The following is a 26,054-nucleotide window of genomic DNA, read 5'->3' on the forward strand; positions in this document are numbered from 1 at the left end:
CCCGAGTGTCCATGTGCCTTTTACCGCATGGCTCACCGTCCCCACACGGGTCGAGTGGTGGTCTTCGGTCGAAAAACCTGTCAGTGTCCGATCCGCCGCTCCCCAGTCCAAAACGTCCCGGGCGCCGCCGCGCCGTTCCTCCTCCCTTTAAGCAAAGAAAACTCGTTTGGTTCGATTGGCAGTGTTTTTCATGAAAGGGGAGACCTATGCGGCGAAGCTGCTTTTATTCGATATTCATTGGACTCATCTTCTGTTCCAGCATTCTTTTGGCTCAATCCGTTGCAAGCGGTACGATCGAAGGGACAGTTACCGACCCGACCGGTGGCGTCATCATCGGCGCAATGGTGGAGTTGCAGAATCCGGTAACCGGATTCAAACAGATGACGATGACCGACGCGTCAGGAATGTTCCGTTTTACCAATATCCCGTTCAATAACTATCACCTGCAGGTGATGCAGGACGCATTCTCGCCGGCGGCGCAGGATGTCAGTGTGCGTACCGCAGTCACGGTGCCGGTCAAGGTGACGATGACTCTCGCGGGAGTCTCGCAGGAAGTCCAGGTCCAGACGGGTACCGAAGATATTCTGGAAAACGTGCCTTATGCTCATGCGGACGTCGACATCGGCACATTGGATAAACTGCCGACGCTCTCACCGGCCTCTGGTCTCAGCGATGCGATCATGCTTTCATCGCCGGGCGTCGTCGCCGACTCGAACGGGTTCTTTCATCCGCTGGGCGACCATGCGCAAACATCGTTCTCGATCGACGGACAGCCGATCAGTGACCAGCAGAGCAAGGCCTTCTCCACGCAGATACCCGTCAATGCCATCCAGAACATGGAAATCGTTACGGGAACCCCGAATGCCGAATATGGCGACAAGACAAGCCTCGTTGTGAACGCCACGACCCGTTCCGGCCTCGGTCTGATGAAGCCGACCGGAAGTGTAACTGCCGAGTACGCATCCTTCGGAACTCCATCTCTCGAAACCACACTGGGTCTGGGCGGACCCAAGACCGGCTGGTTCATGGCAACCAATGGACTCCGGACGGGACGGTTCCTGGACACTCCGGAGTTCGCCCCGATACACGCGATCGGGAACAACGAGAACACGTTCAATCGGTTCGACTACACGCCGGATTCGAAGGACTCATTCCACATGAACGTCTTTCTGGCCCGGAACTGGTTTCAGATTCCCAATACCTATGACCAGATCGGTCAGGATCAGCGTCAGAAAGTTGTTACCTTCGATATCGCGCCGGGATACCAGCACACATTCAGCTCGACAACGCTGCTGACGGTCAATCCATTCGTGCGGGAGGATCGAGTTCACTATTATCCGAGCGGCGATGTATCTTTGGATACTCCGGCAACTGTTTCTCAAGCGCGGCATTTGATGAATTGGGGAGTCCGCTCGGATATCTCGTATGCCGCCGGGCATCACAATTTGAAAATCGGAACGCAGTTGATGCAGACCCGGCTGAACGAGCAATTCGACCTCGGTATAACGGATTACACGTTCAATCCGCTGTGCACGACTGCATCCGGAACAGCCTTGCCGTTGCCGAACGTCACGAACCCGTCCCAGTGTCCGCCACCTTCGATAGCCAATGCGAACTTCAATCCGGCCTTGCTGCCCCTCGATCTGACCCGCGGCGGATCGCTCTTCCAATTCGCCGGTACAGGCAATGTCAACGAATATGCGGGCTATGTGCAGGACGCGATTACCGCAAAGAGCCTGACCTTGAATCTGGGCCTGCGGGTCAGCCGCTATGACGCATTCGGCACGATCAAGGATACGCAGGCCGAACCCAGAACCGGACTGTCCTATCTGGTTCACCGGACAGGAACCGTGTTGCGCGCGGGTTATGCGCACACGATGGAGACGCCGTACAATGAGAATCTGCTTGTCGCGACATCCCCTCAGGGTGCGTTCCTCATCACTGCGTTTTCAACCCAGGGGCAGGAAGGTCTCAAGCCGGGCAGCCGGAACCAGTACAACGTGGGGTTCCAGCAGGCCTTGAGCCGATATCTGCAGGCCGAAGGCGACTACTTCTGGAAGTACACGGACAATGCATTCGACTTCGGTGTGATCCTGAACACTCCGATCACCTTTCCCGTCGCCTGGCAGAAATCGAAGCTGGATGGTGTTTCTTTCCGCGTATCCAGTATCAATATCGGCGGCTTTCAGTGGTACACCACCCTGGGCCACAATCGCGCCCGGTATTTTCCGGTGGATGGCAGCGTCTTCAGGATCGACCACGATCAGGAATTCCAGCAGACCACGAACGTCCGTTATCAGTGGAAGAAAACCGGGCCCTGGACCTCGTTCACATGGCGTTATGACAGCGGGCTTGTCGCCGGCAATGTCCCGGATCTGGCCAGTGTTCTTGCCTTGACCGGCGCGCAACAGCTCGCGATCGGTTTCAGCTGCGGCGGCGTTGTCCCGGCCATCAGCACTCCGCTCACGTCTGCCCAGTGCAACAGCTCGAATTACAGCGCATCCCGGGTACGCATCCCGGCTCCGGGAGCCGAAAACGACGATACGAATCCGCCGCGCATCGCTCCGCGCAACATTCTTGATGCAGGCTTCGGCATTGACGACTTGCTGCACCGCTCGCCGGAGCGTTCCCGTCTCACGCTGCGGTTCACAATCAGCAACCTGACGAATAACGTGGCGCTATATAACTTTCTGTCGACATTCAGTGGAACACACTTCGTGGCGCCGCGCACCTATAGCGCTGCGATCGGCTGGGTGTTCTGACAAAGCGGAAATTGCTGTAGGCGCGGTCACAGACCGCGCCTACATTGCCAACGCCATGTCATTGAAACCAGGGTGCAGCAAAACCATTTCGCGAGTGTGCTCGCGAAACACCTCGCGAAATCGCGATCAGATTCGCGAAAAATCGAGCCGCGGCTTTCACCTCATGCCACGCGATCAAGAGTTGTGCCAAAAAAGAACGCGGGCTTCAGCCCGCAACTACTCGTCGTTTTCGGTGGGTTCGGAACCGCTGCAGAGGCGTTCCTGCTGAATCCAGCGGATAACGTATGAAGGGCAATTTTCGATCGTGATGTTTCGCGATTTCACCGAACATAGAAACATCATTGCATCGCGATCGACAAATGTAACATTCGAGAGATCGATCGACGTGGTTTCAGGTGTCGTGCCCTCTGCCAGAAGGCGCTCGACTTCCGGAAGATATTCTTTCGTCAATTGCCCGCACAGCCGAATCTTCAAGCGGTTTTCATTTTCGCGAGTTGGACTGATCTTCAACACGGTTTATGACTTCCTATCGTATTCATGCAAGTCCGTAGCCACAACCTTTTCATGGCCTGCCCCGGAACTGATGTTTATTGATCTTCAGCGCCTTGATTCTCGATTCCAGCGTCGAGGCCGGAATGCCCAGCCGGGCCGCGGCCCCATCTGGACCCGAGATCCTTCCGCGCGTTTCCCTGAGGACCGTCTCTATTTGAGCCTGTTGATCGCTCATGTCTGCTGTTTCGACCGCCGGCGTGGTCGAAACCGGATTGCCCGGAGCCCCTTCCGGGAGCGTGCCAGGTTCCAGCCTGAAAATTTCGCCGTCCGCCAGAATAACGCCGCGTTCGATGACATTCTGCAGCTCGCGGATATTGCCTGGCCAGGCATAACGCTGCATCGCATCCAGTGTCCGGCGCTCGACCTGCCGGATGCGCTTGCCCATCCGCGTTGCGAAACGCGAGACGAAGTAGTCCACCAGAATTGGAATGTCGTCGGCCCGTTCCTTCAATGACGGAGAGTGTATAGGAAAGACATTCAAGCGATAGTAGAGGTCGGCACGGAACCCGCCCTGGTTGACTTCGCGCTGCAGATCGCGATTCGTCGCCGTGATCACGCGTACATCGGTGTGAATCGTCCGGTTGCCGCCGACCCGCTCAAATTCCTTCTCCTGGAGGACGCGCAGCAGGGCGATCTGCATGTCCGGAGTGAGTTCGCCGATCTCATCAAGAAAGATCGTTCCTCCGTGCGCGGTCTCGAACCGCCCTATACGCTGCTGGAGCGCGCCGGTAAAGGCGCCTTTTTCGTGTCCGAACAACTCGCTTGCGATCAGTTCCGCGGGAAGCGCCGCGCAATTGACCTTGACGAGCGCGCGTCCGGCCCGCAACGACCGGCGATGAATCGCATGGGCAATGAGCTCTTTTCCGGTTCCGGTTTCTCCCGTGATCAGGACGGTGGAATCCGTCGGCGCGACGCGATCGATCGCCGTCAAGACCTTCCTTAACGACTGCGATGAGCCGACGATTTCCTCGAAGATCGATTGCTGAACGATTTCATCCTGCAGCAGCCGGTTCTCAGCCTGAAGCTGTTCTTTCAGCGCCTTGATCTCTTCGAACGCCAGCGCATTTGATACGGCGATCGATACGATTTCCGAGACGTCCTGAAGCAGCTGGACCTCACCGCGGTCGAAGCTTCGTTGCTCGAAGGAAACGAAATCGACGGCCCCGAGAACAGCGCCATGTTTGAGGAGCGGCAGGGAGACATAGCTGCGCACCCCGTACTGCAACATTCTTTCATCGCGGGGAAATCGCTTTTCCAGCCGGAGATCCGTGCACACGTACGGCTCCATGGTCGAGGCCACCGCGCTGATGTGATGTTCGCTCAGCCGCTGCCGGATGGGGTTTGGAGGCAGATGTAAAGAGTCCGCCGCGCGAGCCACCACGCTTTCGACGGATTCTCCCGGCTTCCGGCCGACGTGCTCGATGTGCAGCGAGTGCAATCTCGCGTAGTCTCCTTCGATCACCGACACGGCAATGGCATCGAAGCGGCTGGTGGGCTTGAGCGCTACAATTAACGCTTCGAGCACCTCGGCCAGTTCCAGATGGCCGGCGGCAGCTTTGGCGACGTCGAGGATGAGTTGCGCGCTGGTCTGAGTTGCGTATCGCACCTTAACAATTTAGCGGAATTCGAACGCGGGCATAAAGCCCGCGCCTACGTACGTGCTTTTCCTTCGGCAAAGCGGTAGGCCTTGGGAATCACGACGACCCCATCGTCGGAGACCGTAAAGCGTTCGGCATCCTGCTTCCGATCAAAGCCGATCTTTTCGCCGGCGGGAATGGTGACGTGCTTGTCGACGATGCAGCGCCGAAGATGCGCCCCTTCGCCGACCGCGACCCCTGGAAAGAGCAGGGAATGCTCCACCACGGCCCGCTCTTCGACGCGGACATTCTGGAATAGAATCGAGTGCCTCAAGGATCCGCCGACAATCAACGTGCCTGATGCCAGCATACAATTGACGATCTCCGCCTCGCGTCCCGAAATGCCGTGGACGCTGCGAGCCGGCGGATGTTGTCCTTCATACGTGCGGATCGGCCAATCCCCCTGATACAGGTCGATGCCGGGCGTGGGCTTGAGCAGGTCCATATTGGCTTCGTAATATGCATCGATGGTTCCGACGTCACGCCAATAGCGGTCGGCTGTAACGCGGCCGCTGCTTCCTCCGAAGCGGTAGGCAGCCACACGATGGGTGCCTGCGATCGAGGGCAGAATGTCCTTGCCGAAATCATGCGATGACGACTCGCGGCTGTGATCTTCCAGAAGCAGCTGCGAGAGGAAGTCCATCGAGAAAACGTAGACGCCCATCGACGCCAGCGCGTGTTCGGAATCGCCGGGGATCGTCCGCGGGCTTTCCGGCTTTTCATGAAAGGAAACGATACGATCTTTTTCGTCGACCGTCATGACGCCGAACGAACGTGCCTCTTCGACATTGACCGTCAGACACGCAACCGTCAATTCGGCGCCGGTACGGTAGTGGTACTGCAGCATAGCGGCGTAATCCATCCGGTAGATATGGTCTCCCGAGAGAATCAGCGCGTAATCCGCCCCGCTGCGTTCCAGCAGATACAGATTCTGGTAAATCGCGTCCGCCGTGCCGCTGTACCAGGATTCCCCCGTCCGCATCTGCGGAGGTACAGGTGTGATGTACTCCTCGAGTTCGGGGTTATATACCGACCAGCCGTCCCGCAGGTGTTTCTGCAGTGAATGCGATTTGTACTGAGTCAGAACTAGGATGCGGCGCAAGCCGGAATGGAGGCAGTTACTCAGGGTGAAATCGATGATGCGATATCGTCCGCCGAAGGGCACGGCCGGCTTGGCCCGTTCAGCCGTGAGCGGATTCAGCCGCGAGCCGATTCCCCCCGCCAGGATGATACTGATCGTTCTTTCAAGCATGAGATGTCAACCCGGAAGCAACATTCCGCCCCCGATGTTACACCACATCGCAAGCATCACAGATCCGGCTTTATCGAGGTTCGAATGTCGATTTCCGCCTTCAATGTCCTGTGGACCGGGCAGTGTTCGGCAATTTCCAGGAGCCGCCGTTTTTGAGCTTCATCAAGATTGCCGCTCAGCTCGATCTCACGATCGATACGGTCGAGGAAGCCTGTCTTTGTTTCGCAATCAACGCAATCCTCGGCATGGATGCGGGAGTGTTGCAGCCGGACCGTGATGCGCTGCAGATCGATGCCTTTCCGCTGCGCGTAGAGCCGCAGAGTCATGGAAGTGCAGGCCCCCAGGCTGGACAGCAACAATTCATACGGCGATGGACCGGTATCCGTTCCGAACGGCGCCGGTTCGTCAGCGTGCCATCGATGAGCGCCCGAGACAATCTTCTGAGTCAGCCCACTCTCGCTCGAAACGATCACCTGCGCCGTTTGATCCATTTGCAGTCCCGCCTTCCTGACGTGCGCTACATCGCCGGCGAATCGGCCGACGGTCCGTAAATGCTGGGCACCTTTCCACCCATCGGACGGATGTATGTGCTGAGTTGTCCGCGGTGATGGACGGCATCGAACAGGGCGAGCCACAACAGTCCACCCACCGTGTCCTTGAGGAGGATTTCCTGCTCGCCTTGAATCATCCACGCCGCATGATTCCAGATACTGTCGTCGATGGCATTCAACTTCACCGCAAGGCTTCTGTGATGAAGTTCGTAGGCCGTAATCATCTCTTCCAGCGTGGCGGCCCGATCGTGCGTATGCCAGCGCATACTCGTGCTGTAAGAGCTTTGCTTCGTCGTGCAAAGATCGATGCATCCCTGTTCGAGCGATACCAGGAAAGCCACCAGTTCTCCAGCGGATCGTGAAGCGGGATGCGGCCGGTACGTAAGCCGGTCATGAGGCAGCGCGCGGATCACGCGCAGAGAGCCCGGGAACTCCTGCTCCCATCGCCGGAGGTAGAATTCGCGATTTGTCAGGTCTCTTCCGTCCGATTGAGTGCTCATCGAATGTCTCCTATCTCAGTATGTGTCTGCTGCGGAAGCAGTCCTTCGAATGATCGTCAAGCATGCCGACGGCCTGCATGAACGCATAACAGATGGTAGCTCCCACAAATCGAAAGCCGCGCTTCTTCAGGCTTTTGCTCATCTGTTCGCTCGCCGCGGCAGCGTCCTTTTTCGGCACGGGCTTCCCGCCGATGAGGCCCCAGATGTAATCATCGAAGGTTCCGAACTCGCGTTGCACATCCAGAAAAACTTTCGCATTTTCGATTACTGCGTGGATTTTGAGGCGATTACGAACGATCCCTTCATCAAGGAGCAGCGCAGTCTGTTGGGCCGCGGTGAAGCGGGCAAGTTTCTTCGCGTCGAAGTTACGGAACGCTTTGCGGTAACCGTCACGCTTTTTCAGTATCGTCAGCCAGTTCAATCCGGCCTGAGCGCCTTCCAGATTCAGCATTTCAAAAAGCTGCCGGTCATCATGGACCGGAACACCCCACTCGTTGTCGTGGTACGCGGCAAGGAGCTCGTGACCTTCCGCCCACTTGCATCTTATCTTGCCGTTGCCAGTCTTCATGAAGTTCTCTGCACCCTTCATTCTAGCGGCCGGAGCAAATTCGTTCGAGCTCCGCTTAAATCAGCAATGTATCCATTCGATGGGCGCGCACCACATTCTTGAGAGGGGACCAGGCAAAGACAGTGAACTGGCCGTCCTGAGAAGCCACGAGCGCGACTGCATCCTTCTGATCGTGGGCGAACTGTGCAGCGGAGAGGTGCCGTGTCCCTCCAAGATGCGCCGGATCGACGGCGGTATCGCGGACTCCTTCGATGGGTTCGGTCAACAGAACCTGATCGACTCGCTGTACGCCGTCGCGGCTCAGGATTTTTGCACCGAACGCCAGGGGTTCCAGCTGGTCCGAAATCACAGTGGCTCCATCGACGGCAGTGAGTCCCGCCAGGGCATCGACGGCGGACGCTTCCATGTCGGCAATGGCCGGCATTAGAGAATAGGTCATGGGTTGAACAATCGAGTGACGCCACTCAGCGGAATCCTTCGGCACGACGAGCAGCGACCCGCCTCTGCCGTGGGCGCGCATCGCGGTTGCAACCCGGACCAGCACGTTGTCGGATTCTCTCCGCCCGGCCGAGGAGTAAAACTCGAGCAGAGAACCGAGCACCGGCGGGCCCTCCGACATCGCCGGTTGCTGCTCGATGAACTTGACGTCGGCGCCTTCCAGGACGGCAACATTTGCGAATTTTGTCGACGGATCCTCGCGGCGGAATTTCACGACAAGCAACCCGGGGCCGACGACTTCGAGAATGAAGCACCAGGTAGGAATCGTTCGCGTCACGCCCCACACACACAGATTGCCGTCGTAGGACCACACGCCTATATGAATGCCTGGTTTTTCCACTGCGGGAGCCAGCCGTGCGAGCAGGTTTGCCTCAAGCCTCACCGGCGGGTTGAACTGGAGCGGGCCGGCGCTCTGTTCCGGCGGCAGGTACGCTATCGAAACTTTGGGCGCATGGCCCTCTTCGCGGCGCAGACTCGCCCAGAATGCCGTTGTAATGATTTCTTCGATCGTCGCGGCGTCCGGTTTCGGCGTGTTCGAGCTTCTGTAAGCAGGGGTGCCTGCGGTAAGGCGCGCCTCGAGCCGTTTTGCGACTATTCGTGCTGCGGGATAAGACGGTCCAGCCATGCTACTGCAATGGTACCGCTTTTGACGTTGGACATATTTTTCAACGTTCCGCCGGCGTGTCTCCCTGGGTGTGCTGCACAGACGCGCTTATTTTACATGCCGGGTCTTCAGTATTCCAACTGATGAAGGTAGGAGAGGATCTGGGCATTCCCGACCTGCCGCGATACGGGAGCATTCTCTCGTAAGAAAAATGCGGAGGGTATGCCCTGATTGACATCGACGCCGAGTAACCGGGCAACGTCGAGATTCCGGTTAAACTGGCCGACGTCGACCGTTACCAGGTCCACATGCCTCGCCAGGTAATCCCGGATGCCGGGTTCCTGCAGGCTTCTGGAGAGGTTGCGGCAGTCGCTGCACCAGTCGGACTCGAATTCCACCATTAAGACTTTGTGGTTCAGCCGCGCGTCCACTCGTGCAGAAGAAACTGCCTGTAGCGGCGATGTTTTATGGTGCCTATAATAGGGAATCCATAGAATTGCGCCGCCCAGGACAACCACCGATAGAACCATGAGGCGTAGGGTCACAAATCCGGTTCTGCACGTTTTGTTCCGAATACGACGCCGGAGGCTGATATAGTTCTAAACCATGTCGAATGATTCTCATCAACAGGGCGACGAGACAGAGCGCTCGTTCGCCGATATTTTGAACGAATTTGAAACTACGAGCGGCGGAGCCGCGAAAAGCAAAGATAAAGATAAAGGCAGACCAAGAGGAAAGGGGAGAGGCCGCGGGCCTGCTCCATCGGCACTCCGGGGGACAGTTGTCGGAATATCCTCCGATGTTGTCCTGGTCGATTTCGGCGGAAAGTCGGAAGGCATGATCCCTGCCGCCGATTTTCGGGATAGCGACGGAAATCTCAGCGTCAAACAAGGAGACGCCTTCGATGTCGCGATCACCGGCTTCAATAGCGACGGCATGGCCAGGCTTTCGCGTGTGGCCGGGCCCCGTCCGAAGGATTGGGATTCGCTGCAGCGCGCATTTGAGGGCAAGGAAGTCGTGGCTGGGCGTGTTACGGGCCAGGTGAAAGGCGGCTTCATTGTCGACCTTGGAACGCGAGCGTTCATGCCCGGGTCGCGCAGCGGAGTTCGTGACGCCGCGGATATGGAGAAACTGATCGGCCAGGAGATCCGCGTCCGGATCATCAAGCTGGACGTCGACGATGAAGATGTCGTTGTGGACAGGCGCAGCGTGGTGGAAGAAGAAGCCCATCAGTTACGCCAGAACACAATCGACGGTTTGCAGGAAGGCTCCGTCGTGCGCGGTACTGTGAGGTCCCTCGCGGAGTACGGCGCTTTCGTCGATATCGGCGGTGTCGACGGGTTGCTGCACGTCGGCGATATTTCGTGGGCGCGCGTCAGCGACCCCTCCACCGAACTCGCCGTCGGTGATGTCCTGGACCTGAAGGTACTCAAAGCCGACAAACGGACCGGGAAGATTTCTCTCGGCTTGAAGCAGACGTTGCCGGATCCCTGGGAAGTTGCAGCGTCGAAGCTGACTCCCGGCGACCGCGTGACGGGCGAAGTCACAAGGCTCGCCGACTTCGGAGCATTTGTCGAAGTGGTCCCTGGAGTCGAAGGATTGATCCATGTTTCAGAAATGTCCTGGACAAAGCGGGTCACCCGGCCGGGCGATGTTTTGAAACTCGGAGAGCGCGTCGAAGCCGTCGTCCTGAAGGTCGAGCCGTCCGGGCGCCGTCTCAGCCTCGGGCTGAAGCAGGTTCTGGGAAATCCCTGGGACACGATAAAGGACCGCTATCCGAACGGAAAAATCGTCGAAGGGAAAGTCACGAGACTTGCGAAGTTCGGAGCTTTCGTCGAAGTGGAAGAGGGCATTGAAGGCCTCATTCACATTTCCGAATTTACCAACGAACGGCGGATCTCGAATCCCAACGAGATCGTCAAGCCCGGCCAGGCCGTGCGCGCTGTCGTTCTTTCCGTCGATTCGGAAGCGAAGCGGCTCAAGCTCGGCATGAAACAGCTTGAGGCGACGCCCGCCGACCAGATCGTCAAAGAATTCGCGGTCGGCGACCGTGTCACCGGACGCATATTGCACGTTGCGGGAAATAAGGTAACGGTGCAGGTCGGTGAAGGCGTCGAAGGTGTCTGCATGCTGGAAAATGCTCCACAGGCGCCGGCCGCAAGCGTCTCGGGTTCGCTCGCAGAACAGCTCGCTGCGGCCTGGAAAGGCGGTGTGAAACCGTCGGTCTCCGGAACTTCGGGCGAACCTTATCGTGAAGGTGAACTGCGGTCGTTCACGATCAAGTCGATCGACGCGGCTTCGAGAAAGGTCGAACTTTCCAGCACGTAGCCGCGGGCTCTTTGCCCGCGGCTACGCGTGGTTTTTAGCCGGATGTTACTTCGCCTGATCTTGCAGTTCCTGGATGCGGCGGTCGAGGTCCGCCAGCGCAGCAGCGAGTTGCTTTCTGCGGGCTTCGTGCGTGGTGGTTTCGAGCGAGCGAGCCATTTCCTTTCGAGCCAGCTGCAGCGATTCGATTTGCTGTAAAAGTTTGGGATTTTTTACAGCTGGTTTTCCCGACTGCGCGCGATCCCGCTGCAGTTCTTCTATCCGTTCCTGAATACGGCCTTCATTGTCGATAAGTCCTTCCCCTGAATCTCCCATCCTTTAATTGTAAAATAAGGACCATTACTTTCCGCCCTGTTTTCGGTCTATTGATTGAAGCAAAGCAAACCGACGCCGGAGCCCTCCGTCGCACCTTGTCTTACGTGTCGTGTTACAATGTATTTCATGGAGAAGACGATTACGATCCGCTTGGACAGGGATCAGGATGAAGCACTGACCCGCCGTGCGCGGACTCTCGGCAAGACGCGCTCCGCGGTAGTCCGTGAACTCCTGGCACAAGCTCTGTCCGATGCGCCAGTCTCGGACAGAGCTGGTCATCTCAAAGGCGCCGTTAAGTTGATCAAGCCGGAGGATGCGTGGGGTAAGCACTTGAGAAAGCAGAATTGGCGCTGAGAACCGTCCTGATCGATACCGGTCCGCTGGTTGCATATCTGGACAATAACGATGTCGATCATAAGACCATCGCTTCTATAGTCGGCGCCTTCAGGGGTACTCTTTGCAGCACCAGCGCGGTCATCACAGAAGCGATGCATCTTCTTAAGGACGATCCACGCGGCCCGCGGCTGCTGGCGGAATTTATTCAAGCTGCGGGAGTTCAGGTGTTTGAATCCACGCAACCCCAGCAACTCCTGTCGGCCGTGTCCCTTATGGAAAAGTACTCGGATACGCCGATGGATTTTGCCGATGCCACATTGGTCCAACTTGCCGGAGAACTCGGTACACACCGGATCATTACAATGGACAGGCGCGGTTTTCGGACCTTCAGAACCCCAAGAGGACAGGCTTTCGAGATCCTGCAGTAGCCCTTGTAAACGGGGCGCACACCTGAATTCCCGAATCGATTCGGGAATTCGGGTGTGCGCCCCATTTTCCGACACACCTACACGCACATGCAGGTCGCCGAGTCTGTCCAGTCCGTCCAGCCGAGTTTGCCTAACGCGCGAACTTGAAACGCGTAGAGCGTGCCCGGTGTCAGACCATCGATACCGGCGGGCGGCTTGACCCCCGGCATCGCCGTGCTCGTCCATGAACTCGGCGGGGCGCCGTTAACCACCGAGCCGTAACGGATTTCGTAGCTCTTAGCCCTTGTGACTTTCTGGACCTGAACGACGATTTTCCCGCTGACAGCGCCGTGGTAGACGCTCGTGATGACCGGCAGAGGCAACGGCGCCGGTGGAGTTTTGGCTGTCGAAGCCGCCAGGAACCCGCTGGTCGCGAAAGCCGTCATGTCGCCATCCGATGTGATTTCAACATAACGTCCCAGCAACCGCAGCTTCTTGATAACGGCTTCCCGTTGCTTGTTCTTCTGGGCAATCACCCTTTTACTTCCATCGAGCGCCTCGGCCATCAGCGCCGAGAGACTGTCGATATCCGTTTTGAGGACTGCCAGATCGACCGGCGGATTCGGGAATTTCGAATTGCCGGTCATTCCGGTCTGAATGGCCGTCCCACGCACGACGATGCCGGTGTCGGACATGCCACTGTAACCTTCGAGTGGTTTGATACTTGGTGTTTTCATTTTCTTGGACATTTTCATTTTCCTTTCTTTAATTGTTAACGGTTTTGGGAAGAGCCCCATCCAGCAGTGGCTGGAGGATTTCTTGCCCGCCTTTCATACGCGCGGAATAATTGCAATCGCATTGCCACACAGCGGATTCAATAACCTAACCTGCCTTTTCAGACACATACGTAGGATTTGCTGCGGTAATCCGGCGATTTTGTCTACTTTCAGTAGACTGCTGTCTACTGCGAGTAGACGGAGGGGAGGCCAACCGCTGAGATCGGAAACAGGAACTCCGGATTGCAATCTGATGTCGCAGATCCGACTCTGTACGCCCTGAAGTCAACCTGGGCGTTCAGATCGCGTTCTGAAGCGTGTGAAATCGTACGGCGCGCACCCATTCCAATCTGACACCTCAAATCAGAAACAGGAGTTCCGGACTGCGACCTGACGCCGCGGATTCGATTCCGAGCGCTCTGCATTCGATCCGAGCGCGCAGGTCGCGTTCTGAGGAGTCTGAAATCGATCTACGCGCTCAGCTTGCTATCTGGCGCCTAAGCTTGGAAACAGGAGTTCCGGATTGCGATCTGACGTCACTGGTCGAATTCTGCGCGCTCTGAATTCAATTTCTTTGCGCAGATCGGTGCTCGCGGGCAGTTTCAGACTATCCGTGATGCTCCGGAGACCACCTCACGCGTTCCGCCACAAACTCCGCAAACTGGGTGATGTCGCCGTCAATGCTTGCACGATCGAGCGCCGATAGGTATGTAGATTGCAATCGATACAGGCAAGCGCAAGATTATCGAGATCATCACTTCCGCCATGACTTTTCGGAACGATGTGTTCGATATGAAGTGGTGCTAACGGTGAATCGTCTTGATGCAGGTGGCAATACTCGCAAGTGTTTTGGGCGCGTTCGCGGACTTGGGCTCTAGTCCTCGCCCCGAGCATCGACGGATGGCTTGTTGGTAGTGAGGCGACGGGCTTGCCGTTTCAGAATGGCGACGAATTTGTTCGCACGGATGAAGCCGGCGTACTCCGATCGCTCCTCCTCCGTCAACTCGCCTTCTGTTGATTTCTCGGCCAGTTCTTCGATGCGCGCTTGAATTTGCGGGTCTGCGTGAAAACTGATAACGGCGTCTGCTTTATCGGGCAGGACGATTTCCATCAGGGGGCGAATGCCCCTTTCGAATGCGAGTGTTTCTGATGGTCGCCATTAAACTGAACGTACCATGCACGCTCGCCTTTCGCAATGTCGTCGAGTTGTTGCCCTTGAAACAAGGCACATGTCAGGAACGCGGCCGGAGAGCGCACTCTCGTGACGCTCCGCATCTCAATCATGAGAAAGACTTAAAAAAGAAAGGACACGGGCTCCAAAGAACCCGCGTCCGATGAGTTAACTATCTTAGAGTCAGTTTTTTATAAGTGGAGGCGGCGGGAATTGAACCCGCGTCCGAAAACGTTCCGCGCGAAAATCTACATACTTGTCAGGTTCCGATTTGTTGTCGAGCCCCGGCCTGAAGGAGCCTGCAACCTAGCCGGGACACCAGCCCATTAAGTTTCACCTCGCGCTGCCGGGCCGGCGGTTTGAGGCTATCCTGCATAAAGTGACGCCCTTTAACTAACCTACAGGCGAGTCAATCAAGGACGTTAACCGGTATTAAGCGGCTAAAGCTGGCTGAAAGTCAGCAGTTGATTGTTTTCCACGTTTTAACGAGGTCATGGGCCTCGGTATGCATCTCGAACTTCTTCGTCCCCGTCGAAACCGGTGCGCCCCCCTTTCTATACATACCTTTATATAAGAGGATGTGGATGCAATGTCAAACAGCAAGTGGCATTAAGATATAATCCTGATTTTTCAGGAGGTAGCTCCCCTGCCAATGGATCCCAAGACCCAGTCGTTAGACCGATTGCTGCAAGTGCTCTCACCTGCGCTGGCCGCTGAGCTTGACCGTGTGGTCCAGGAAGCCAGTGAGTCGCTCGAAAACGATTTCAAGAGCCGGCTGCAAACCGCTATTGAGGAAGCTCAGGCGCTCGTCCAGATGAACGCCGCAGAGGAATTGAACCGCGCGGTTGCAGAAGCGATTGAGGCCACGCGGAAACAGGTGACTGGCGAGCTGGAACAGAAATTCGCGCAGCGGCTGGCCGAAACGACGAATCAACTCCAGGTCCAGGCGGCCGAAGAACATGCCCGCATCGAGGAGCAACTCGCACAGTGGAAGACTTTCGCGGATACGCCGCGGGAGCTTGGGGAAGCGTCATCACAACCGGAAATCCTGGCGAGATTTTTGCGGCTCGTCGAGCCTTTCGCCAAGGGGCTGGCTGTCTATGTCGCCAAGAGCGATGGGCTGGCCCTGTGGAAGAGCCGCGGCAAGGCGGCGTTTCCCGAAATCATTTCGCAGGAAACGACCGACCCGGAATCTTATTTCCGCACCATCGTGGTGCGGGGCAGGACGGTGGCGGCGATATCCGCTGCCGCGCCGTTCAAGCCGGAGGCCTTGGATTTCTTCGGCGCTTCGCTGGAGCGGGCCATCGAGTCGTTTGGACTGAAGCTCAAAAATCCTGTGCTGAAAGGCGCAATGTCCGAGAAAACCATTGCCGTTGCCGCTGCATCCGGAACGGAATCGAATCCGGGTGATGAAAAAGCTCATGCGGAAGCCCGCCGCACGGCGCGGCTGCTGGTTTCGGAGATCAAGCTGTACCACGAGCCGGAACTGCAAAGCGGCAGGCAGAACAGCGACATTTACCGGCGGCTTCAAAAGGAAATCGACCGGGGCCGCGAGATGTACCAGCACCGGGTGTCCGGCGCCGTGCCGGCGTCGCACGATTATTTTCATGAAGAACTCGTCCGCATCCTGGGCGAGAACGATCCTTCGCGCCTGGGTCCGGCATATCCCGGGCCCATAAATTCATAAACCCGATGTTTAAAAAACCGATTTCATCGAAAGCCGCTCTATTTACCGAGTCCGTGATTCGCGAGATGACCCGCCTCGCCATGGAACACGACGCCATCAACCTGTCGCAGGGGTACCCGGATTTCGCCGCGCCTGAAATCCTGAAGCGCGCCGCAGCCGACGCCATTTTCGCGGACGTCAACCAGTACGCCATCACCTGGGGCGCAAAGTCGTTCCGCGATGCGCTGGTCGAAAAAACCAAACGTTTCCTGGGCATCGACATCGATCCGGAGCGGGAGATCACCGTTTCGTGCGGATCGACCGAGGCGATGATCGATGTCCTTCTTGCCGTCATCAATCCCGGAGACGAGGTCATCGTTTTCGAGCCGTTCTACGAAAATTACGGCCCGGACGCGATCATTTCCGGGGCCACGCCGCGCTATGTTCAACTGCGAAGGCCGGACTGGTCTTTCGACGAAAAGGAGCTGGCGGCCGCCTTCAACAACAAGACGAAGGCCATCATTATTAATACGCCGAATAATCCGACCGGAAAGGTGTTCAGCCGCGAAGAGCTGAAGGTCATCGCGGACCTCTGCCAGAAGTGGGATGTGCTCGCCATTACCGACGAAATCTACGAACACATCATCTATGATGGCGCGAAGCATATCTCTCCGATCACGCTCGACGGCATGCGCGAGCGGACGATTGTCATCAACGGCATGTCGAAGACGTTCAGTGTCACGGGATGGCGTGTGGGATACATCATCTCTCCGCCGGGCATCAGCGGAGCCATCCGCAAGATGCACGATTTTATGACCGTCGGTGCGCCGGCTCCGCTTCAGGAAGCGGGCGCGGTCGCGCTGCGGCTGCCGGACTCGTATTTCAGCGAACTTGCCGCGCATTATGTGAAGCGGCGGGATCGCGTGATGAAGATGCTGGAGCAGGCCGGACTGAATCCCATGCTGCCCAAGGGGGCGTACTACATCATGTGCGACATCGGCAGCTGGGGATACCCGAACGACGTTGAATTTTCGAGATTTCTGGTAAGGGACGTCGGCGTGGCGACGGTTCCGGGCAGCAGTTTCTTCAGCGATCCGAGGGCAGGCAAGGACATTATCCGGTTTACTTTCTGTAAGAAAGAGGAAACCCTTCGTGCTGCCGAGGAAAGGCTTGCCAGGCTCGAAAAGGGCGCGGGAGTGCACAGCCGTCCCCGCGGCTGACCGGAAACTAATTGGCCGCCAGTGCGTCAAATGTGACTTGGCGGTAAGTTATAATTCAATGCATTGTATGTTCTGAAAGGACAAAACCAAGAGCCATGAGTAAAACGCGATTGCTTTATCTCACCTTGATCATCGCAACCCTCACGATCGGTGTGGTCATTGGCACGATCGTCTCGGGTGGGGTCAAAGCGGGCGAGCAGAAGGCGCAGACGCTCGTCATCCCCGATCCGGTTTCGCTCTCCAATGCGTTTTCGCAGATCGCCGCGAATCTGGATCCCGCAGTCGTCAATATCAGCACCGAGGCCGCTCCTGAGAATCCGGTCCGCAATCGAGGCGGAAACCGCGGCCAGAACCAGGATCCGCGGCAGGTCGATCCATTCGATTTCTTCAACTTCTTCGGAAATCCGGATGCGCCGAATCCGAATGAGAAAGTTCGCAGCCTGGGCACCGGTTTTATTGTCGATAAAGCCGGCTTTATTATTACGAATCATCACGTCGTCGACAAAGCCATCAAGATTACGGTTCGCCTGGAAGACAAATCGGAATTCAGCGCAAAACTCATCGGCAGCGATGACGACACCGACCTTGCGGTTATCAAGATCGAAGCGGGGCGTGATCTGCCCGTCGCGAAGTTCGGGAATTCCGAGTCCGTTAAAGTCGGCGACTGGGTGCTCGCGATCGGGAGTCCGTTCTCCCTGGATCACACTGTCACTCATGGCATCATCAGCGCGAAAGGCCGCGATCAACTGCCGGGCAGCGAAACCAAAGGCTTCCAGCCGTTCCTTCAAACCGATGCGGCGATCAACCCCGGTAACAGCGGCGGTCCGCTGGTGAATATGGCGGGCGAGGTGATCGGCATCAATACTGCCATCATTTCCGAAACACGCCAGTCCGCAGGACTGGGTTTTGCATTGCCGTCGAACGTCGCGGTGAAGGTGTACAACCAGCTGGTTCAAGGCGGTAAGGTCACCCGCGGTGGTATCGGTATCCAATACCAGCCGAATCAGGATCCAAAGCTCTGCCATGCTTATGGCTTGGCCGCGGAGTGCGGCGTGTTTGTCCAGAATGCGCCGGCCGGTGGTCCGGCTGCCAAAGCCGGGATACGCGAGGGCGATGTCATCACCGAAATTGATGGTATAAAGACGCCGAATGGTACGGCGCTGTTGAATATCGTGGCGGACAGCCCGGTCGGTAAAACCATCCGGGTCAAAGTCAATCGAGACGGTAAGGAAATGACGTTCCCGGTGATGATCGTCGACCGTCAGGAGATCCTCACGACCGATCGCGCCAGCAACGGCGGCGGTGGCGGCCCCGATAACGGCGGCGACCAGGGCGAGACTTCACAAGCCAAGCTCGGCATCCGCGTTCAGGCCATCACCCCCGACATGGTTCGCCAGTTGCACCTGAGCTCTCCGGACGGCGTTTACGTTTCGGCCGTCGATCAGGACAGCGTGGCAGACGATGCCGGTATCCAGCGGGGCACCATCATCACCCGCGTGATTGCCGGAACTCAGCACCTCGATATCCACAATCTGGACGACTTTACGCGCGCGGAACGCCAGATGAAGTCCGGCATGGATGTCGCGTTTATGGTCATGCAGCGCGACCAGCAGAGCGGTGCCTATCGTTCCGGCTTCGTGGCGGTGACGGTACCGTAGGGGCAGGAACACAAGAAGCACAATAATAGAGGCTGCGCGCTATCGCGCTTGCGCTCCGCAAGCACAAGAAAGGGCTGCCCTTTCTTGTGCTTTTTGTGCTTCTTGTGTTCCGGTTAAGTAGATGTGGAAGCTGATCATTGATGGGGCGCGGGACGGTGCAAGTAATATGTCCATTGATGCGGCCTTGCTGGATGAGGTCGAATCTGCTCCCGCGCCGCGCACCATCGTCCGGTTCTATGGCTGGCAAACTCCGACAATATCCCTGGGCCGGAATCAGAAAATCGATAAGGCCGTTGACACCGGATATTGCCGGGCAAACGGCATCGATATCGTTCACCGGCCGACGGGCGGGCGGGCGGTGCTGCACGATGACGAGTTGACATATGCGGTGGTTTCAAGCGACTCGGATATCTTCGGCGACACGATCTACGGCAATTACAAACGCGTTTCGGAGGCTTTGTGCCTCGGTTATAACCGGCTCGGCGTGCCGGCAATTCTTGCGCCCGACACCCGAAAGCCTTCCGGAGTTTCAGATGATGTGGACCTGCCTTGCTTCCTTTCCACCTCAAGATATGAGTTGATGGTAAGCGGCAGAAAAATCGTCGGCAGCGCCCAACGGCGGGTCCGCCGGAGCTTTCTGCAGCACGGTTCGATGCCCATCACCTGCGACCGGAGTACGCTGGCGCACGCCACCCGTATGGCGGATGCCGCTCCTCTTGAGGCGGAAATGGCAGGGGTTGCGGAATTTCTCAGGGAAAGGCCCGGCCTCGACCTTTTTAGAGGAGCGTTTATCCGGGCGTTTCAGGACTATTTTTCGATCGAATTCGTGTTATAAAAGGCGCTATGGCGGTGAGAGAGGAAACCCGGACACTGGACGATCGAAACCGGGCCATTCTCAGACTTATCATCCGTGCCTATGTGACTTCCGGAGAACCGGTTGGTTCGCGAACCCTTGCGAAGTCCATGGATTGGAAGTTCAGCCCGGCCACGATCCGTAACATCATGGCAGATCTCGAAGAGGAAGGATATCTGGCGCAGCCGCATACCTCTGCCGGCCGAATTCCATCGGAAAAGGGCTATCGTTTTTATGTCGACCATCTGCCGGACTCCGGCAGAATCAGTAAGTCCGACGAGCGCTACATCAGCCGGATGCTCGCAGAAAGCGACAGCCCCGAAGACGTCATGTCGCGTGCCTCCATGGTGTTGTCCACGATTTCAAAGAACGTGGGCATCGTGATTGCGCCGCCCATGGGCGCCACGATTCTGAAGCACATTGAATTTCTCGATCTATCGGATGGCAAGATTCTCGTGCTTTTTGTATCCACCTCGGGTCTGGTACAGCGGAAGCTGATCCGGGTCGGCGAACGCTATACGCAGGAAGAACTCGATAAGGCCGGCCGGTATCTGGTCGAAAAGTTTTCCGGTAAAACGCTGACCGACATTCGTAACGAGTTATTGCGAATGATGCAGGCCGAGCGCTCCATCTTCGATCGCATGCTGTCGCTGCTTCAGACCTGGGGCGAAACCCTGAATGAGCCTGCGAGCGCGGAAAGCATCTATGTGCAGGGCGCCACGAACATGATTAATCAGCCGGAGTTTGCCGATGTCGAGCGGATGCGCATGCTGTTTCAGATGTTCGAAGAGAAGGGACGGCTGGTACAGATCCTGAACGAATGCATCGCGTCCAATCCTCCGGAAGGTGTCAAAATCGCGATTGGTTCGGAACTCGGCGTCCCGGACATGCGTGATTTCACGCTGATCACCGCCTCCTACGCGTCCGCCGACCGTACGACGGGATTCCTGGGAATCATCGGCCCCACGCGCATGCAATACGAGCGAGGCATTTCGATTGTCGAATATCTGGGCCGGCTTGTCGGCGAGATGATCAACGCGTAGCTTGCGCTTAAGCGCCTGACAAGAACGCAAAAACCCATATAATTGTTGCTATGGAAGAGAACGACAAGTACCAGAGCGTTGCCGCAGACCAGGATTTGCCGCAGACTGTGCCGCCTGAGCAACAGGAGATCGAAACCCTTAGGAAAGAAAGGGATGACTTGTTCGACCGGTTGCTGCGCAAACAGGCGGAGTTCGAGAACTTCAGAAAACGCATGGAGCGCGAGAAAGCGGAGTACGTGCAGTTCGCATCGGCGGATCTGGTGAAGGAACTGCTGAACGCGCTTGATTCCTTCGATCTCGCGATCCGGAACGCCGCCGCCGAAGGCAAAAAAGGCGAGAATATGCTGCGCGGTTTCGAACTGATCTATAAACAGCTTCAGGATACGCTTACACGTTTTGGCCTGAAGCCTTTGGAAGCGAAGGGCAGGCAGTTCGATCCCAATTTCCATCAGGCAGTTTCCACAAAAGCCACGAATGAAGCCGAAGAAAACACCGTCATCGAAGAGATGAGGAAAGGGTACACGCTGAACGGGCGGCTGCTTCGGCCGGCAATGGTCACAGTTTCAGTGAAGGAATAACGAACAATTGAGCGGAAAACGCGATTATTACGAGGTGCTCGGCGTATCGCGCACCTCCAGCGACCAGGAGATCAAGAGCGCATACCGCAAGCTTGCGCTCCAATACCATCCGGACCGCAACCCGGGCAACGAAGAAGCCGAAGAGGCGTTCAAGGAAGCGGCTGAAGCCTATTCCGTTCTGAGCGATTCGCAGAAACGCGCCAATTATGAACGCTTCGGACATGCCGGCGTTGGCGGCGCCGGGGGCGCCGGCGGATTTGATCCGAGCGTCTTTGCGGACTTCAGCGATATTCTCGGCGACATCTTCGGGTTCGGTGATTTGTTTGGCGGCGGCGGCCGCCGCGGCTCACGCGTGCAGCGGGGCGCCGATCTCCGCTACGATATTCAGCTTTCTTTTGAAGAAGCTGCCTTCGGAGTCACCAAAAAGATCAAAGTGCCGCGTCATGAAACGTGCGCGGAATGTGGCGGAACGGGAGGCGAGAAAGGATCGGCGCCAACCACCTGCCAGACCTGTAACGGTTACGGCCAGGTCCGTTTCCAGCAGGGCTTCTTCAGTATCACCCGCACCTGCAACCAGTGCCATGGCACCGGACAGATGATCAAGCACCGCTGCGCGGCGTGTCACGGCGAAGGACGGCTTGTCCGCGAAAAGATTCTCGAGCTGAAAATCCCGGCTGGAGTGGATAACGGTACGAAACTGCGTGTGACCGGCGAGGGCGATTCCGGAGGAAAAGGCGGGCCTGCGGGTGATTTGTATGTCGTGCTCGATGTTCACGATCACGAGTTCTTCGAACGGCGGGAACACGACCTCTTCTGCCACATTCCGGTTTCGTTTCCACAGGCCGCGCTCGGCGCGCAGATCATGGTGCCGACTCTCGAGAAGGAAGAAGAGAAGTTGTCGATCCCGGGCGGAACCCCGACCGGTTCCACATTCCGGATCAAGGGCCGCGGCATTTCCAAGCGCGGCGGGTCGGCGCGGGGCGATCTTTACGTCACTGTCAACGTCGCGGTTCCGGCCAAGCTGACGCGTGAGCAGAAGGAACTGTTGACGAAGTTCTCTTCCACGATCGAAACTGAGAACAAGCCGATTCAGAAGAAGATTCTCGAGCGCGTTAAAGAAATTTTCTCGTGACGGGCTAACAGGCATGTCCTGGAACCAGCTCACCCTCGATGTCCCGGATGAACTTATCGACGCCGTCGTCGGAGAACTTGCCGGCAATGATGTCGCCGGTATCTGGGAAAGTCCGTCGCCCGAAGCGGGCTTGACGCGGCTCGTCCTTTACTTCCACCAGCGATCGAACCTCCACGACATCGAGAACGCCGTAGGGTCCATTTTTCAGCGCTCCCAGAAACAGAATCCCTCCATTTCGCGGGCCGTCGTCGAGGACCGCGACTGGACGGCGGAATGGAAAAAGTCGTACACGAGTTTCCCCATCGCCGATGATTTCTTTGTCATCCCCAGCTGGGAGGATTCGATCTGTCCCGAGGACCGTCTTCCCATTCGCATCGACCCGGGACAGGCGTTCGGAACAGGGACCCACGAAACCACCCAGATCACCATGGAAGCCCTGGCCCGGTGGGTCGAGCCGGATCATGCCGTTCTCGATGTCGGCACGGGCTCGGGAATCCTGGCGATTGCCGCGCGGCTGCTCGGCGCGAAACTCATCTTTGCCTGTGACAATGATCCGGTCGCAAGCGAGGTTGCCCGCGCCAATATCCTGCGCAACGCCGAAGACGCCGTTTTCGTATTCTGCGGATCGCTGGATGCGGTAAGGAGCGCTTCGGCCCGCCTGATCCTGGCAAATCTCACGGCCGACGTTATTACGAACCTGCTTCCTGAATTCAACCGCGTGCTTGCGCCTCAAGGCGTCGCGATCCTTTCGGGGATTCTCCTGGAGCAGGCCGAAGATCTGCGCGACCACATGACGCACTACGGATTCAGTATCCACGAAGAGATTACACGAGGCGAGTGGCTGGCCGTGGTGATCGAGAAACATGGCCGTTAGGTCGATCTATCTTGCCGAGCCTGCAATCGCGGAGAATCGAATTCACATCAGTGGAGAAGAGCACCGCCACCTTATGGTGGCGCGGGCCGAGGCCGGTGAGGCCGTCGAAATTTTCGACGGCAAGGGCAGTGTCTGGACCGCGGTCGTGGAATCGATTGGCAAACACGCGACGATCGCGGGAATAAGGCAGTCCCGGAAAGTAGAGCGCGATAAGGCCGAGGTTATCCTCGGTCTCGCGCTGATCCGAATGGCGGCCTTTGAGCTGGCGCTGGAAAAGGCCGTCGAAGTCGGCGTCTCCAGGATTGTGCCTTTTCCGGCAAGCCGTTCCAATGCCGTGCCCGGAAACCGGCATGACCGCTGGCTGCGCATCCTGATCGAGGCAGCCAAACAATCCAAACACTATTACCTGCCCGCTCTGGATTTACCCCGAAGTTTTGCCGAAACGATCTCCCTGACCGCTTCGTCGAAGATACTATTTGCCGAAAACGGCGGCGGCCCGCTCAAACCCGCGCTTTCCGGCTCGCCGGTCTTGTATCTTGTGGGACCGGAAGGCGGCTGGACGGACGCGGAACTCGTCTCGGCGCGCAGCGCAGGTTTCAAAGCGGTGTCGCTTGGAACTGAGATTCTGAAGGCGGAAACAGCGGCCATCGTCGGCGGAGCTCTTATCCGGTATGCAATTTCCCCTGCCCGGGCTAGCGAATCCTGTTAAAATACGAATTCCATTATTTGTAAAGGATCCTTCCAACACACTCGAAATGACAACGGAGCCCGAATATCAACCTGTCTCGGAAACCGAGACCCAAACCAGAACACTGCCGAACCCCGCGGCTGTTGCAGCCGCGCCGGCCGGACCGACCATCGTCGGAGAAATTCGCGGCTGGGCCCGCGACGTTTTCTTCGCGATCGGTACGGCGATCCTCATCGTTGTTTTCCTGTATCAACCTGTAAAAGTCGAAGGCACCAGCATGTTGCCGGAACTGGTCGATCAGGAACGCATTTTCGTCAACAAGTTCGTTTATAAGATCGAGAAAATTCAGCGGAAGGATATCGTGGTGTTCTGGTACCCGCTCGACCCGACGAAATCCTACATCAAGCGCGTCATCGGCATGCCCGGCGACGTGGTCGAGGTCCGCCGCGGGATTATCTATGTCAACGAGAAGCCGCTGGATGAGCCCTATCTCCTGCCCGAATTCATCGATCACCGCACCTATCCCCCGGTATACGTCGAGCCTGGACACTATTACGTCCTCGGCGATCACCGCAACCAATCGAACGACAGCCGCATGTGGGGGCAGGTCCCGGAGAAATACATCTACGGAAAAGCCGTTTTCAGATATTGGCCGATGAACAAATTGGGATCCTTAGATTGATGTGGGGGGACCGGCCAATGCCAATCCAGAAGGCCGCCGCTAAGCGCAAGTCCTACAGCGCGAAGCCCAATCCCGCGAAGCGCAAGTGCGACAGCACGAAGCCCAATTCAAGGCGGTGTACCAACTACGGCTGGCCGGTGGGCCCGACATTTCAAAGATGAAAAAGACGGCGACGTTGCTGCTCGAGGACGGGCGCGTTTTTCGCGGCAACGGACACGGCTTTGAAGGCGAAGCCGTTGGCGAAGTCGTTTTTAATACTTCAATGACGGGCTATCAGGAAATCCTGACAGACCCCTCTTATGCCGGCCAGATCGTCACCATGACGTATCCGCTGATCGGCAACACCGGCGTCAATCCGGAAGATGTCGAATCGCGGAAGCCCTTCCTCGAAGCGTTCATCGTCAAACGGCTCTCGCCGGTTCCCAGTAACTGGCGCACCACGGAGTCACTCGACGATTACCTGTTGAAGCACAGGATCCCCGTCATCTCCGGAATCGATACGCGGGCCCTCGTGCGTCACATCCGTCTCAAAGGTTCGATGCGCGGAATCGTTTCACTGATCGACCACGACGAAGCTTCGCTTCTGAAGAAGGTCAAGAAAGCGCCGGAAATGGTCGGATGGGACCTGGCTTCGAAGGTTACGATCGACAAGCCCTACGACAACGGCGACAAGAACGTGAACTTCGTAGAGTTCTCGGGGCTGGCCGAGTTTGAGCCCTGTCCTGTTCATGTCGTCGCATACGACTACGGTATCAAGTCGCATATCCTGCGGAATCTGTCGCGCTGCGGCGCCACAGTAACCGTCGTGCCGTCGATGACGTCCGCCGAAGATGTGCTGGCGTTAAAGCCGGACGGCATCTTTCTCTCGAACGGGCCCGGCGATCCCGAGCCGCTCGAATACGCCATCAAGAATGTGCGGGCGCTGATGGGGAAGAAGCCGATTTTCGGCATCTGTCTCGGGCATCAGATCATGGGTCTGGCTTTCGGCGGAAAGACATACAAGCTGAAGTTCGGACATCACGGCGGGAATCATCCGGTGCTGAATCTCGAAAGCAAGCAGGTCGAGATCACCGCGCAGAATCACGGTTTCGCGGTCGATCCGGACAGCCTGAATCTGAATGATGTGAATATCACGCACATCAATCTGAACGACGATACGCTCGAGGGGTTGCGGCATCGCACCATGCCACTCTTCAGCGTGCAGTATCACCCCGAGGCCTCGCCCGGGCCGCACGATTCGGCGTATCTGTTTGATGAGTTTGTGACGATGATGGAAGAATTCAAGAAGTAATTAAGAATTAAAAATTAAGAATTGGGAGTTGAAACTCATTGCACTGTTCCAGAGACCGACATCTGCATTGAGAACAGATCAACCGCAACTCCTGATTCTCAATTCTTAATTTTTG

27 protein-coding genes and 1 other RNA gene are annotated in these 26,054 nt (G+C 57.1%); 15 read left to right on the forward strand and 13 right to left on the reverse strand.

Features of this window, described 5'->3' with window-relative positions:
• Positions 1-206 precede the first annotated feature (206 nt).
• The gene (locus VGK48_18115; protein ID HEY2383095.1) at positions 207-2,762 is read left to right on the forward strand and encodes a TonB-dependent receptor; all 2,556 of its coding nucleotides are present in this window, start codon (positions 207-209) and stop codon (positions 2,760-2,762) included.
• Between the two features lie 216 nt (positions 2,763-2,978).
• Here the strand turns inward: VGK48_18115 and VGK48_18120 are convergent, their stop codons facing one another.
• From VGK48_18120 to VGK48_18155, 8 genes are all read right to left on the reverse strand, one after another.
• Positions 2,979-3,275, reverse strand: a complete 297-nt coding sequence (locus VGK48_18120) for a hypothetical protein (GenBank protein HEY2383096.1) — start codon at positions 3,273-3,275, stop codon at positions 2,979-2,981.
• Between the two features lie 49 nt (positions 3,276-3,324).
• Entirely contained in the window at positions 3,325-4,920 is a 1,596-nt protein-coding gene (locus tag VGK48_18125) for a sigma 54-interacting transcriptional regulator (GenBank protein HEY2383097.1), read from the reverse strand.
• A gap of 44 nt (positions 4,921-4,964) precedes the next feature.
• Complete coding sequence (gene glgC, locus VGK48_18130; GenBank protein HEY2383098.1) at positions 4,965-6,203, reverse strand: glucose-1-phosphate adenylyltransferase; 1,239 nt, start codon at positions 6,201-6,203, stop codon at positions 4,965-4,967.
• A 56-nt stretch (positions 6,204-6,259) separates the two neighbouring features.
• A complete protein-coding gene (locus tag VGK48_18135) occupies positions 6,260-6,694 on the reverse strand; it encodes an OsmC family protein (protein ID HEY2383099.1) in 435 nt (144 codons plus the stop codon).
• Positions 6,695-6,720: 26 nt separating this feature from the next.
• Complete coding sequence (locus tag VGK48_18140; protein ID HEY2383100.1) at positions 6,721-7,254, reverse strand: DinB family protein; 534 nt, start codon at positions 7,252-7,254, stop codon at positions 6,721-6,723.
• 10 nt (positions 7,255-7,264) lie between these two features.
• Positions 7,265-7,822: a DNA-3-methyladenine glycosylase I gene (locus tag VGK48_18145; GenBank protein HEY2383101.1), complete on the reverse strand. Its 558-nt coding sequence runs from the start codon at positions 7,820-7,822 to the stop codon at positions 7,265-7,267.
• A gap of 55 nt (positions 7,823-7,877) precedes the next feature.
• Positions 7,878-8,945, reverse strand: a complete 1,068-nt coding sequence (locus tag VGK48_18150; GenBank protein ID HEY2383102.1) for a hypothetical protein — start codon at positions 8,943-8,945, stop codon at positions 7,878-7,880.
• A 107-nt stretch (positions 8,946-9,052) separates the two neighbouring features.
• Complete coding sequence (locus tag VGK48_18155) at positions 9,053-9,454, reverse strand: thioredoxin family protein (protein ID HEY2383103.1); 402 nt, start codon at positions 9,452-9,454, stop codon at positions 9,053-9,055.
• A 76-nt stretch (positions 9,455-9,530) separates the two neighbouring features.
• Here VGK48_18155 and VGK48_18160 point away from each other — a divergent pair, with 76 nt between their 5' ends.
• Positions 9,531-11,252 (forward strand): 30S ribosomal protein S1, encoded by a 1,722-nt coding sequence (locus VGK48_18160; GenBank protein HEY2383104.1) that lies wholly within the window; start codon positions 9,531-9,533, stop codon positions 11,250-11,252.
• A 45-nt stretch (positions 11,253-11,297) separates the two neighbouring features.
• Here the strand turns inward: VGK48_18160 and VGK48_18165 are convergent, their stop codons facing one another.
• A complete protein-coding gene (locus tag VGK48_18165; GenBank protein HEY2383105.1) occupies positions 11,298-11,564 on the reverse strand; it encodes a hypothetical protein in 267 nt (88 codons plus the stop codon).
• Positions 11,565-11,690: 126 nt separating this feature from the next.
• Here VGK48_18165 and VGK48_18170 point away from each other — a divergent pair, with 126 nt between their 5' ends.
• Both VGK48_18170 and VGK48_18175 read left to right on the forward strand, forming a co-directional pair.
• Complete coding sequence (locus VGK48_18170; GenBank protein ID HEY2383106.1) at positions 11,691-11,918, forward strand: CopG family transcriptional regulator; 228 nt, start codon at positions 11,691-11,693, stop codon at positions 11,916-11,918.
• Positions 11,909-12,328, forward strand: a complete 420-nt coding sequence (locus VGK48_18175) for a hypothetical protein (GenBank protein HEY2383107.1) — start codon at positions 11,909-11,911, stop codon at positions 12,326-12,328. Before VGK48_18170 ends, VGK48_18175 begins: the two co-directional genes overlap by 10 nt.
• A 77-nt stretch (positions 12,329-12,405) precedes the next feature.
• Here VGK48_18175 and VGK48_18180 read toward each other — a convergent pair whose 3' ends face one another.
• The 4 genes from VGK48_18180 to ssrA all read right to left on the reverse strand — a co-directional run bounded on the left by VGK48_18180 (position 12,406) and on the right by ssrA (position 14,804).
• Positions 12,406-13,056: a fibronectin type III domain-containing protein gene (locus VGK48_18180; protein HEY2383108.1), complete on the reverse strand. Its 651-nt coding sequence runs from the start codon at positions 13,054-13,056 to the stop codon at positions 12,406-12,408.
• 660 nt (positions 13,057-13,716) lie between these two features.
• Complete coding sequence (locus VGK48_18185) at positions 13,717-13,977, reverse strand: HNH endonuclease (protein ID HEY2383109.1); 261 nt, start codon at positions 13,975-13,977, stop codon at positions 13,717-13,719.
• Complete coding sequence (locus VGK48_18190) at positions 13,958-14,194, reverse strand: hypothetical protein (GenBank protein HEY2383110.1); 237 nt, start codon at positions 14,192-14,194, stop codon at positions 13,958-13,960. The genes VGK48_18185 and VGK48_18190 overlap by 20 nt, the downstream gene beginning before the upstream one ends.
• A 255-nt stretch (positions 14,195-14,449) precedes the next feature.
• Positions 14,450-14,804, reverse strand: a transfer-messenger RNA (tmRNA) gene (gene ssrA, locus VGK48_18195).
• A 102-nt stretch (positions 14,805-14,906) separates the two neighbouring features.
• Here ssrA and VGK48_18200 point away from each other — a divergent pair.
• From VGK48_18200 to carA, 11 genes are all read left to right on the forward strand, one after another.
• Positions 14,907-15,941: a hypothetical protein gene (locus VGK48_18200; protein HEY2383111.1), complete on the forward strand. Its 1,035-nt coding sequence runs from the start codon at positions 14,907-14,909 to the stop codon at positions 15,939-15,941.
• A 5-nt stretch (positions 15,942-15,946) separates the two neighbouring features.
• On the forward strand, positions 15,947-17,140 hold the full coding sequence (locus tag VGK48_18205; GenBank protein ID HEY2383112.1) for an aminotransferase class I/II-fold pyridoxal phosphate-dependent enzyme: 1,194 nt from the start codon (positions 15,947-15,949) through the stop codon (positions 17,138-17,140).
• Positions 17,141-17,235: 95 nt separating this feature from the next.
• Positions 17,236-18,798, forward strand: coding sequence for a trypsin-like peptidase domain-containing protein (locus tag VGK48_18210; GenBank protein HEY2383113.1), 1,563 nt, complete (start codon positions 17,236-17,238; stop codon positions 18,796-18,798).
• A 166-nt stretch (positions 18,799-18,964) separates the two neighbouring features.
• Positions 18,965-19,633, forward strand: a complete 669-nt coding sequence (locus VGK48_18215; GenBank protein HEY2383114.1) for a lipoate--protein ligase family protein — start codon at positions 18,965-18,967, stop codon at positions 19,631-19,633.
• A gap of 8 nt (positions 19,634-19,641) precedes the next feature.
• Positions 19,642-20,694 (forward strand): heat-inducible transcriptional repressor HrcA, encoded by a 1,053-nt coding sequence (gene hrcA, locus VGK48_18220; protein ID HEY2383115.1) that lies wholly within the window; start codon positions 19,642-19,644, stop codon positions 20,692-20,694.
• A gap of 50 nt (positions 20,695-20,744) precedes the next feature.
• Positions 20,745-21,272 (forward strand): nucleotide exchange factor GrpE, encoded by a 528-nt coding sequence (gene grpE, locus VGK48_18225; GenBank protein HEY2383116.1) that lies wholly within the window; start codon positions 20,745-20,747, stop codon positions 21,270-21,272.
• 7 nt (positions 21,273-21,279) lie between these two features.
• Entirely contained in the window at positions 21,280-22,404 is a 1,125-nt protein-coding gene (gene dnaJ, locus VGK48_18230; protein ID HEY2383117.1) for a molecular chaperone DnaJ, read from the forward strand.
• A 13-nt stretch (positions 22,405-22,417) separates the two neighbouring features.
• Positions 22,418-23,278: a 50S ribosomal protein L11 methyltransferase gene (gene prmA, locus VGK48_18235; protein HEY2383118.1), complete on the forward strand. Its 861-nt coding sequence runs from the start codon at positions 22,418-22,420 to the stop codon at positions 23,276-23,278.
• Positions 23,268-23,987 (forward strand): RsmE family RNA methyltransferase, encoded by a 720-nt coding sequence (locus VGK48_18240; GenBank protein HEY2383119.1) that lies wholly within the window; start codon positions 23,268-23,270, stop codon positions 23,985-23,987. Before prmA ends, VGK48_18240 begins: the two co-directional genes overlap by 11 nt.
• Before the next feature lie 46 nt (positions 23,988-24,033).
• On the forward strand, positions 24,034-24,648 hold the full coding sequence (gene lepB / locus VGK48_18245; protein ID HEY2383120.1) for a signal peptidase I: 615 nt from the start codon (positions 24,034-24,036) through the stop codon (positions 24,646-24,648).
• Between the two features lie 157 nt (positions 24,649-24,805).
• Entirely contained in the window at positions 24,806-25,939 is a 1,134-nt protein-coding gene (gene carA / locus VGK48_18250) for a glutamine-hydrolyzing carbamoyl-phosphate synthase small subunit (protein HEY2383121.1), read from the forward strand.
• Positions 25,940-26,054: the final 115 nt, after the last annotated feature.

The sequence above is a fragment of the Terriglobia bacterium genome (assembly GCA_036496425.1).
In the GTDB taxonomy this organism is placed as follows: domain Bacteria; phylum Acidobacteriota; class Terriglobia; order 20CM-2-55-15; family 20CM-2-55-15; genus 20CM-2-55-15.

Bases quoted from the DNA above. Each gene is read 5' to 3' on its own strand.
- VGK48_18115 (HEY2383095.1), top strand. From the start codon at position 207: ATGCGGCGAAGCTGCTTTTATTCGATATTCATTGGACTCATCTTCTGT.
- glgC (HEY2383098.1), bottom strand. From the start codon at position 6,203: ATGCTTGAAAGAACGATCAGTATCATCCTGGCGGGGGGAATCGGCTCG.
- VGK48_18135 (HEY2383099.1), bottom strand. From the start codon at position 6,694: ATGGATCAAACGGCGCAGGTGATCGTTTCGAGCGAGAGTGGGCTGACT.
- VGK48_18140 (HEY2383100.1), bottom strand. From the start codon at position 7,254: ATGAGCACTCAATCGGACGGAAGAGACCTGACAAATCGCGAATTCTAC.
- VGK48_18145 (HEY2383101.1), bottom strand. From the start codon at position 7,822: ATGAAGACTGGCAACGGCAAGATAAGATGCAAGTGGGCGGAAGGTCAC.
- VGK48_18150 (HEY2383102.1), bottom strand. From the start codon at position 8,945: ATGGCTGGACCGTCTTATCCCGCAGCACGAATAGTCGCAAAACGGCTC.
- VGK48_18155 (HEY2383103.1), bottom strand. From the start codon at position 9,454: ATGGTTCTATCGGTGGTTGTCCTGGGCGGCGCAATTCTATGGATTCCC.
- VGK48_18160 (HEY2383104.1), top strand. From the start codon at position 9,531: ATGTCGAATGATTCTCATCAACAGGGCGACGAGACAGAGCGCTCGTTC.
- VGK48_18165 (HEY2383105.1), bottom strand. From the start codon at position 11,564: ATGGGAGATTCAGGGGAAGGACTTATCGACAATGAAGGCCGTATTCAG.
- VGK48_18170 (HEY2383106.1), top strand. From the start codon at position 11,691: ATGGAGAAGACGATTACGATCCGCTTGGACAGGGATCAGGATGAAGCA.
- VGK48_18180 (HEY2383108.1), bottom strand. From the start codon at position 13,056: ATGTCCAAGAAAATGAAAACACCAAGTATCAAACCACTCGAAGGTTAC.
- VGK48_18185 (HEY2383109.1), bottom strand. From the start codon at position 13,977: ATGCTCGGGGCGAGGACTAGAGCCCAAGTCCGCGAACGCGCCCAAAAC.
- VGK48_18190 (HEY2383110.1), bottom strand. From the start codon at position 14,194: ATGGAAATCGTCCTGCCCGATAAAGCAGACGCCGTTATCAGTTTTCAC.
- VGK48_18200 (HEY2383111.1), top strand. From the start codon at position 14,907: ATGGATCCCAAGACCCAGTCGTTAGACCGATTGCTGCAAGTGCTCTCA.
- VGK48_18205 (HEY2383112.1), top strand. From the start codon at position 15,947: ATGTTTAAAAAACCGATTTCATCGAAAGCCGCTCTATTTACCGAGTCC.
- VGK48_18210 (HEY2383113.1), top strand. From the start codon at position 17,236: ATGAGTAAAACGCGATTGCTTTATCTCACCTTGATCATCGCAACCCTC.
- VGK48_18215 (HEY2383114.1), top strand. From the start codon at position 18,965: ATGTCCATTGATGCGGCCTTGCTGGATGAGGTCGAATCTGCTCCCGCG.
- hrcA (HEY2383115.1), top strand. From the start codon at position 19,642: ATGGCGGTGAGAGAGGAAACCCGGACACTGGACGATCGAAACCGGGCC.
- grpE (HEY2383116.1), top strand. From the start codon at position 20,745: ATGGAAGAGAACGACAAGTACCAGAGCGTTGCCGCAGACCAGGATTTG.
- prmA (HEY2383118.1), top strand. From the start codon at position 22,418: ATGTCCTGGAACCAGCTCACCCTCGATGTCCCGGATGAACTTATCGAC.
- VGK48_18240 (HEY2383119.1), top strand. From the start codon at position 23,268: ATGGCCGTTAGGTCGATCTATCTTGCCGAGCCTGCAATCGCGGAGAAT.
- lepB (HEY2383120.1), top strand. From the start codon at position 24,034: ATGACAACGGAGCCCGAATATCAACCTGTCTCGGAAACCGAGACCCAA.
- carA (HEY2383121.1), top strand. From the start codon at position 24,806: ATGAAAAAGACGGCGACGTTGCTGCTCGAGGACGGGCGCGTTTTTCGC.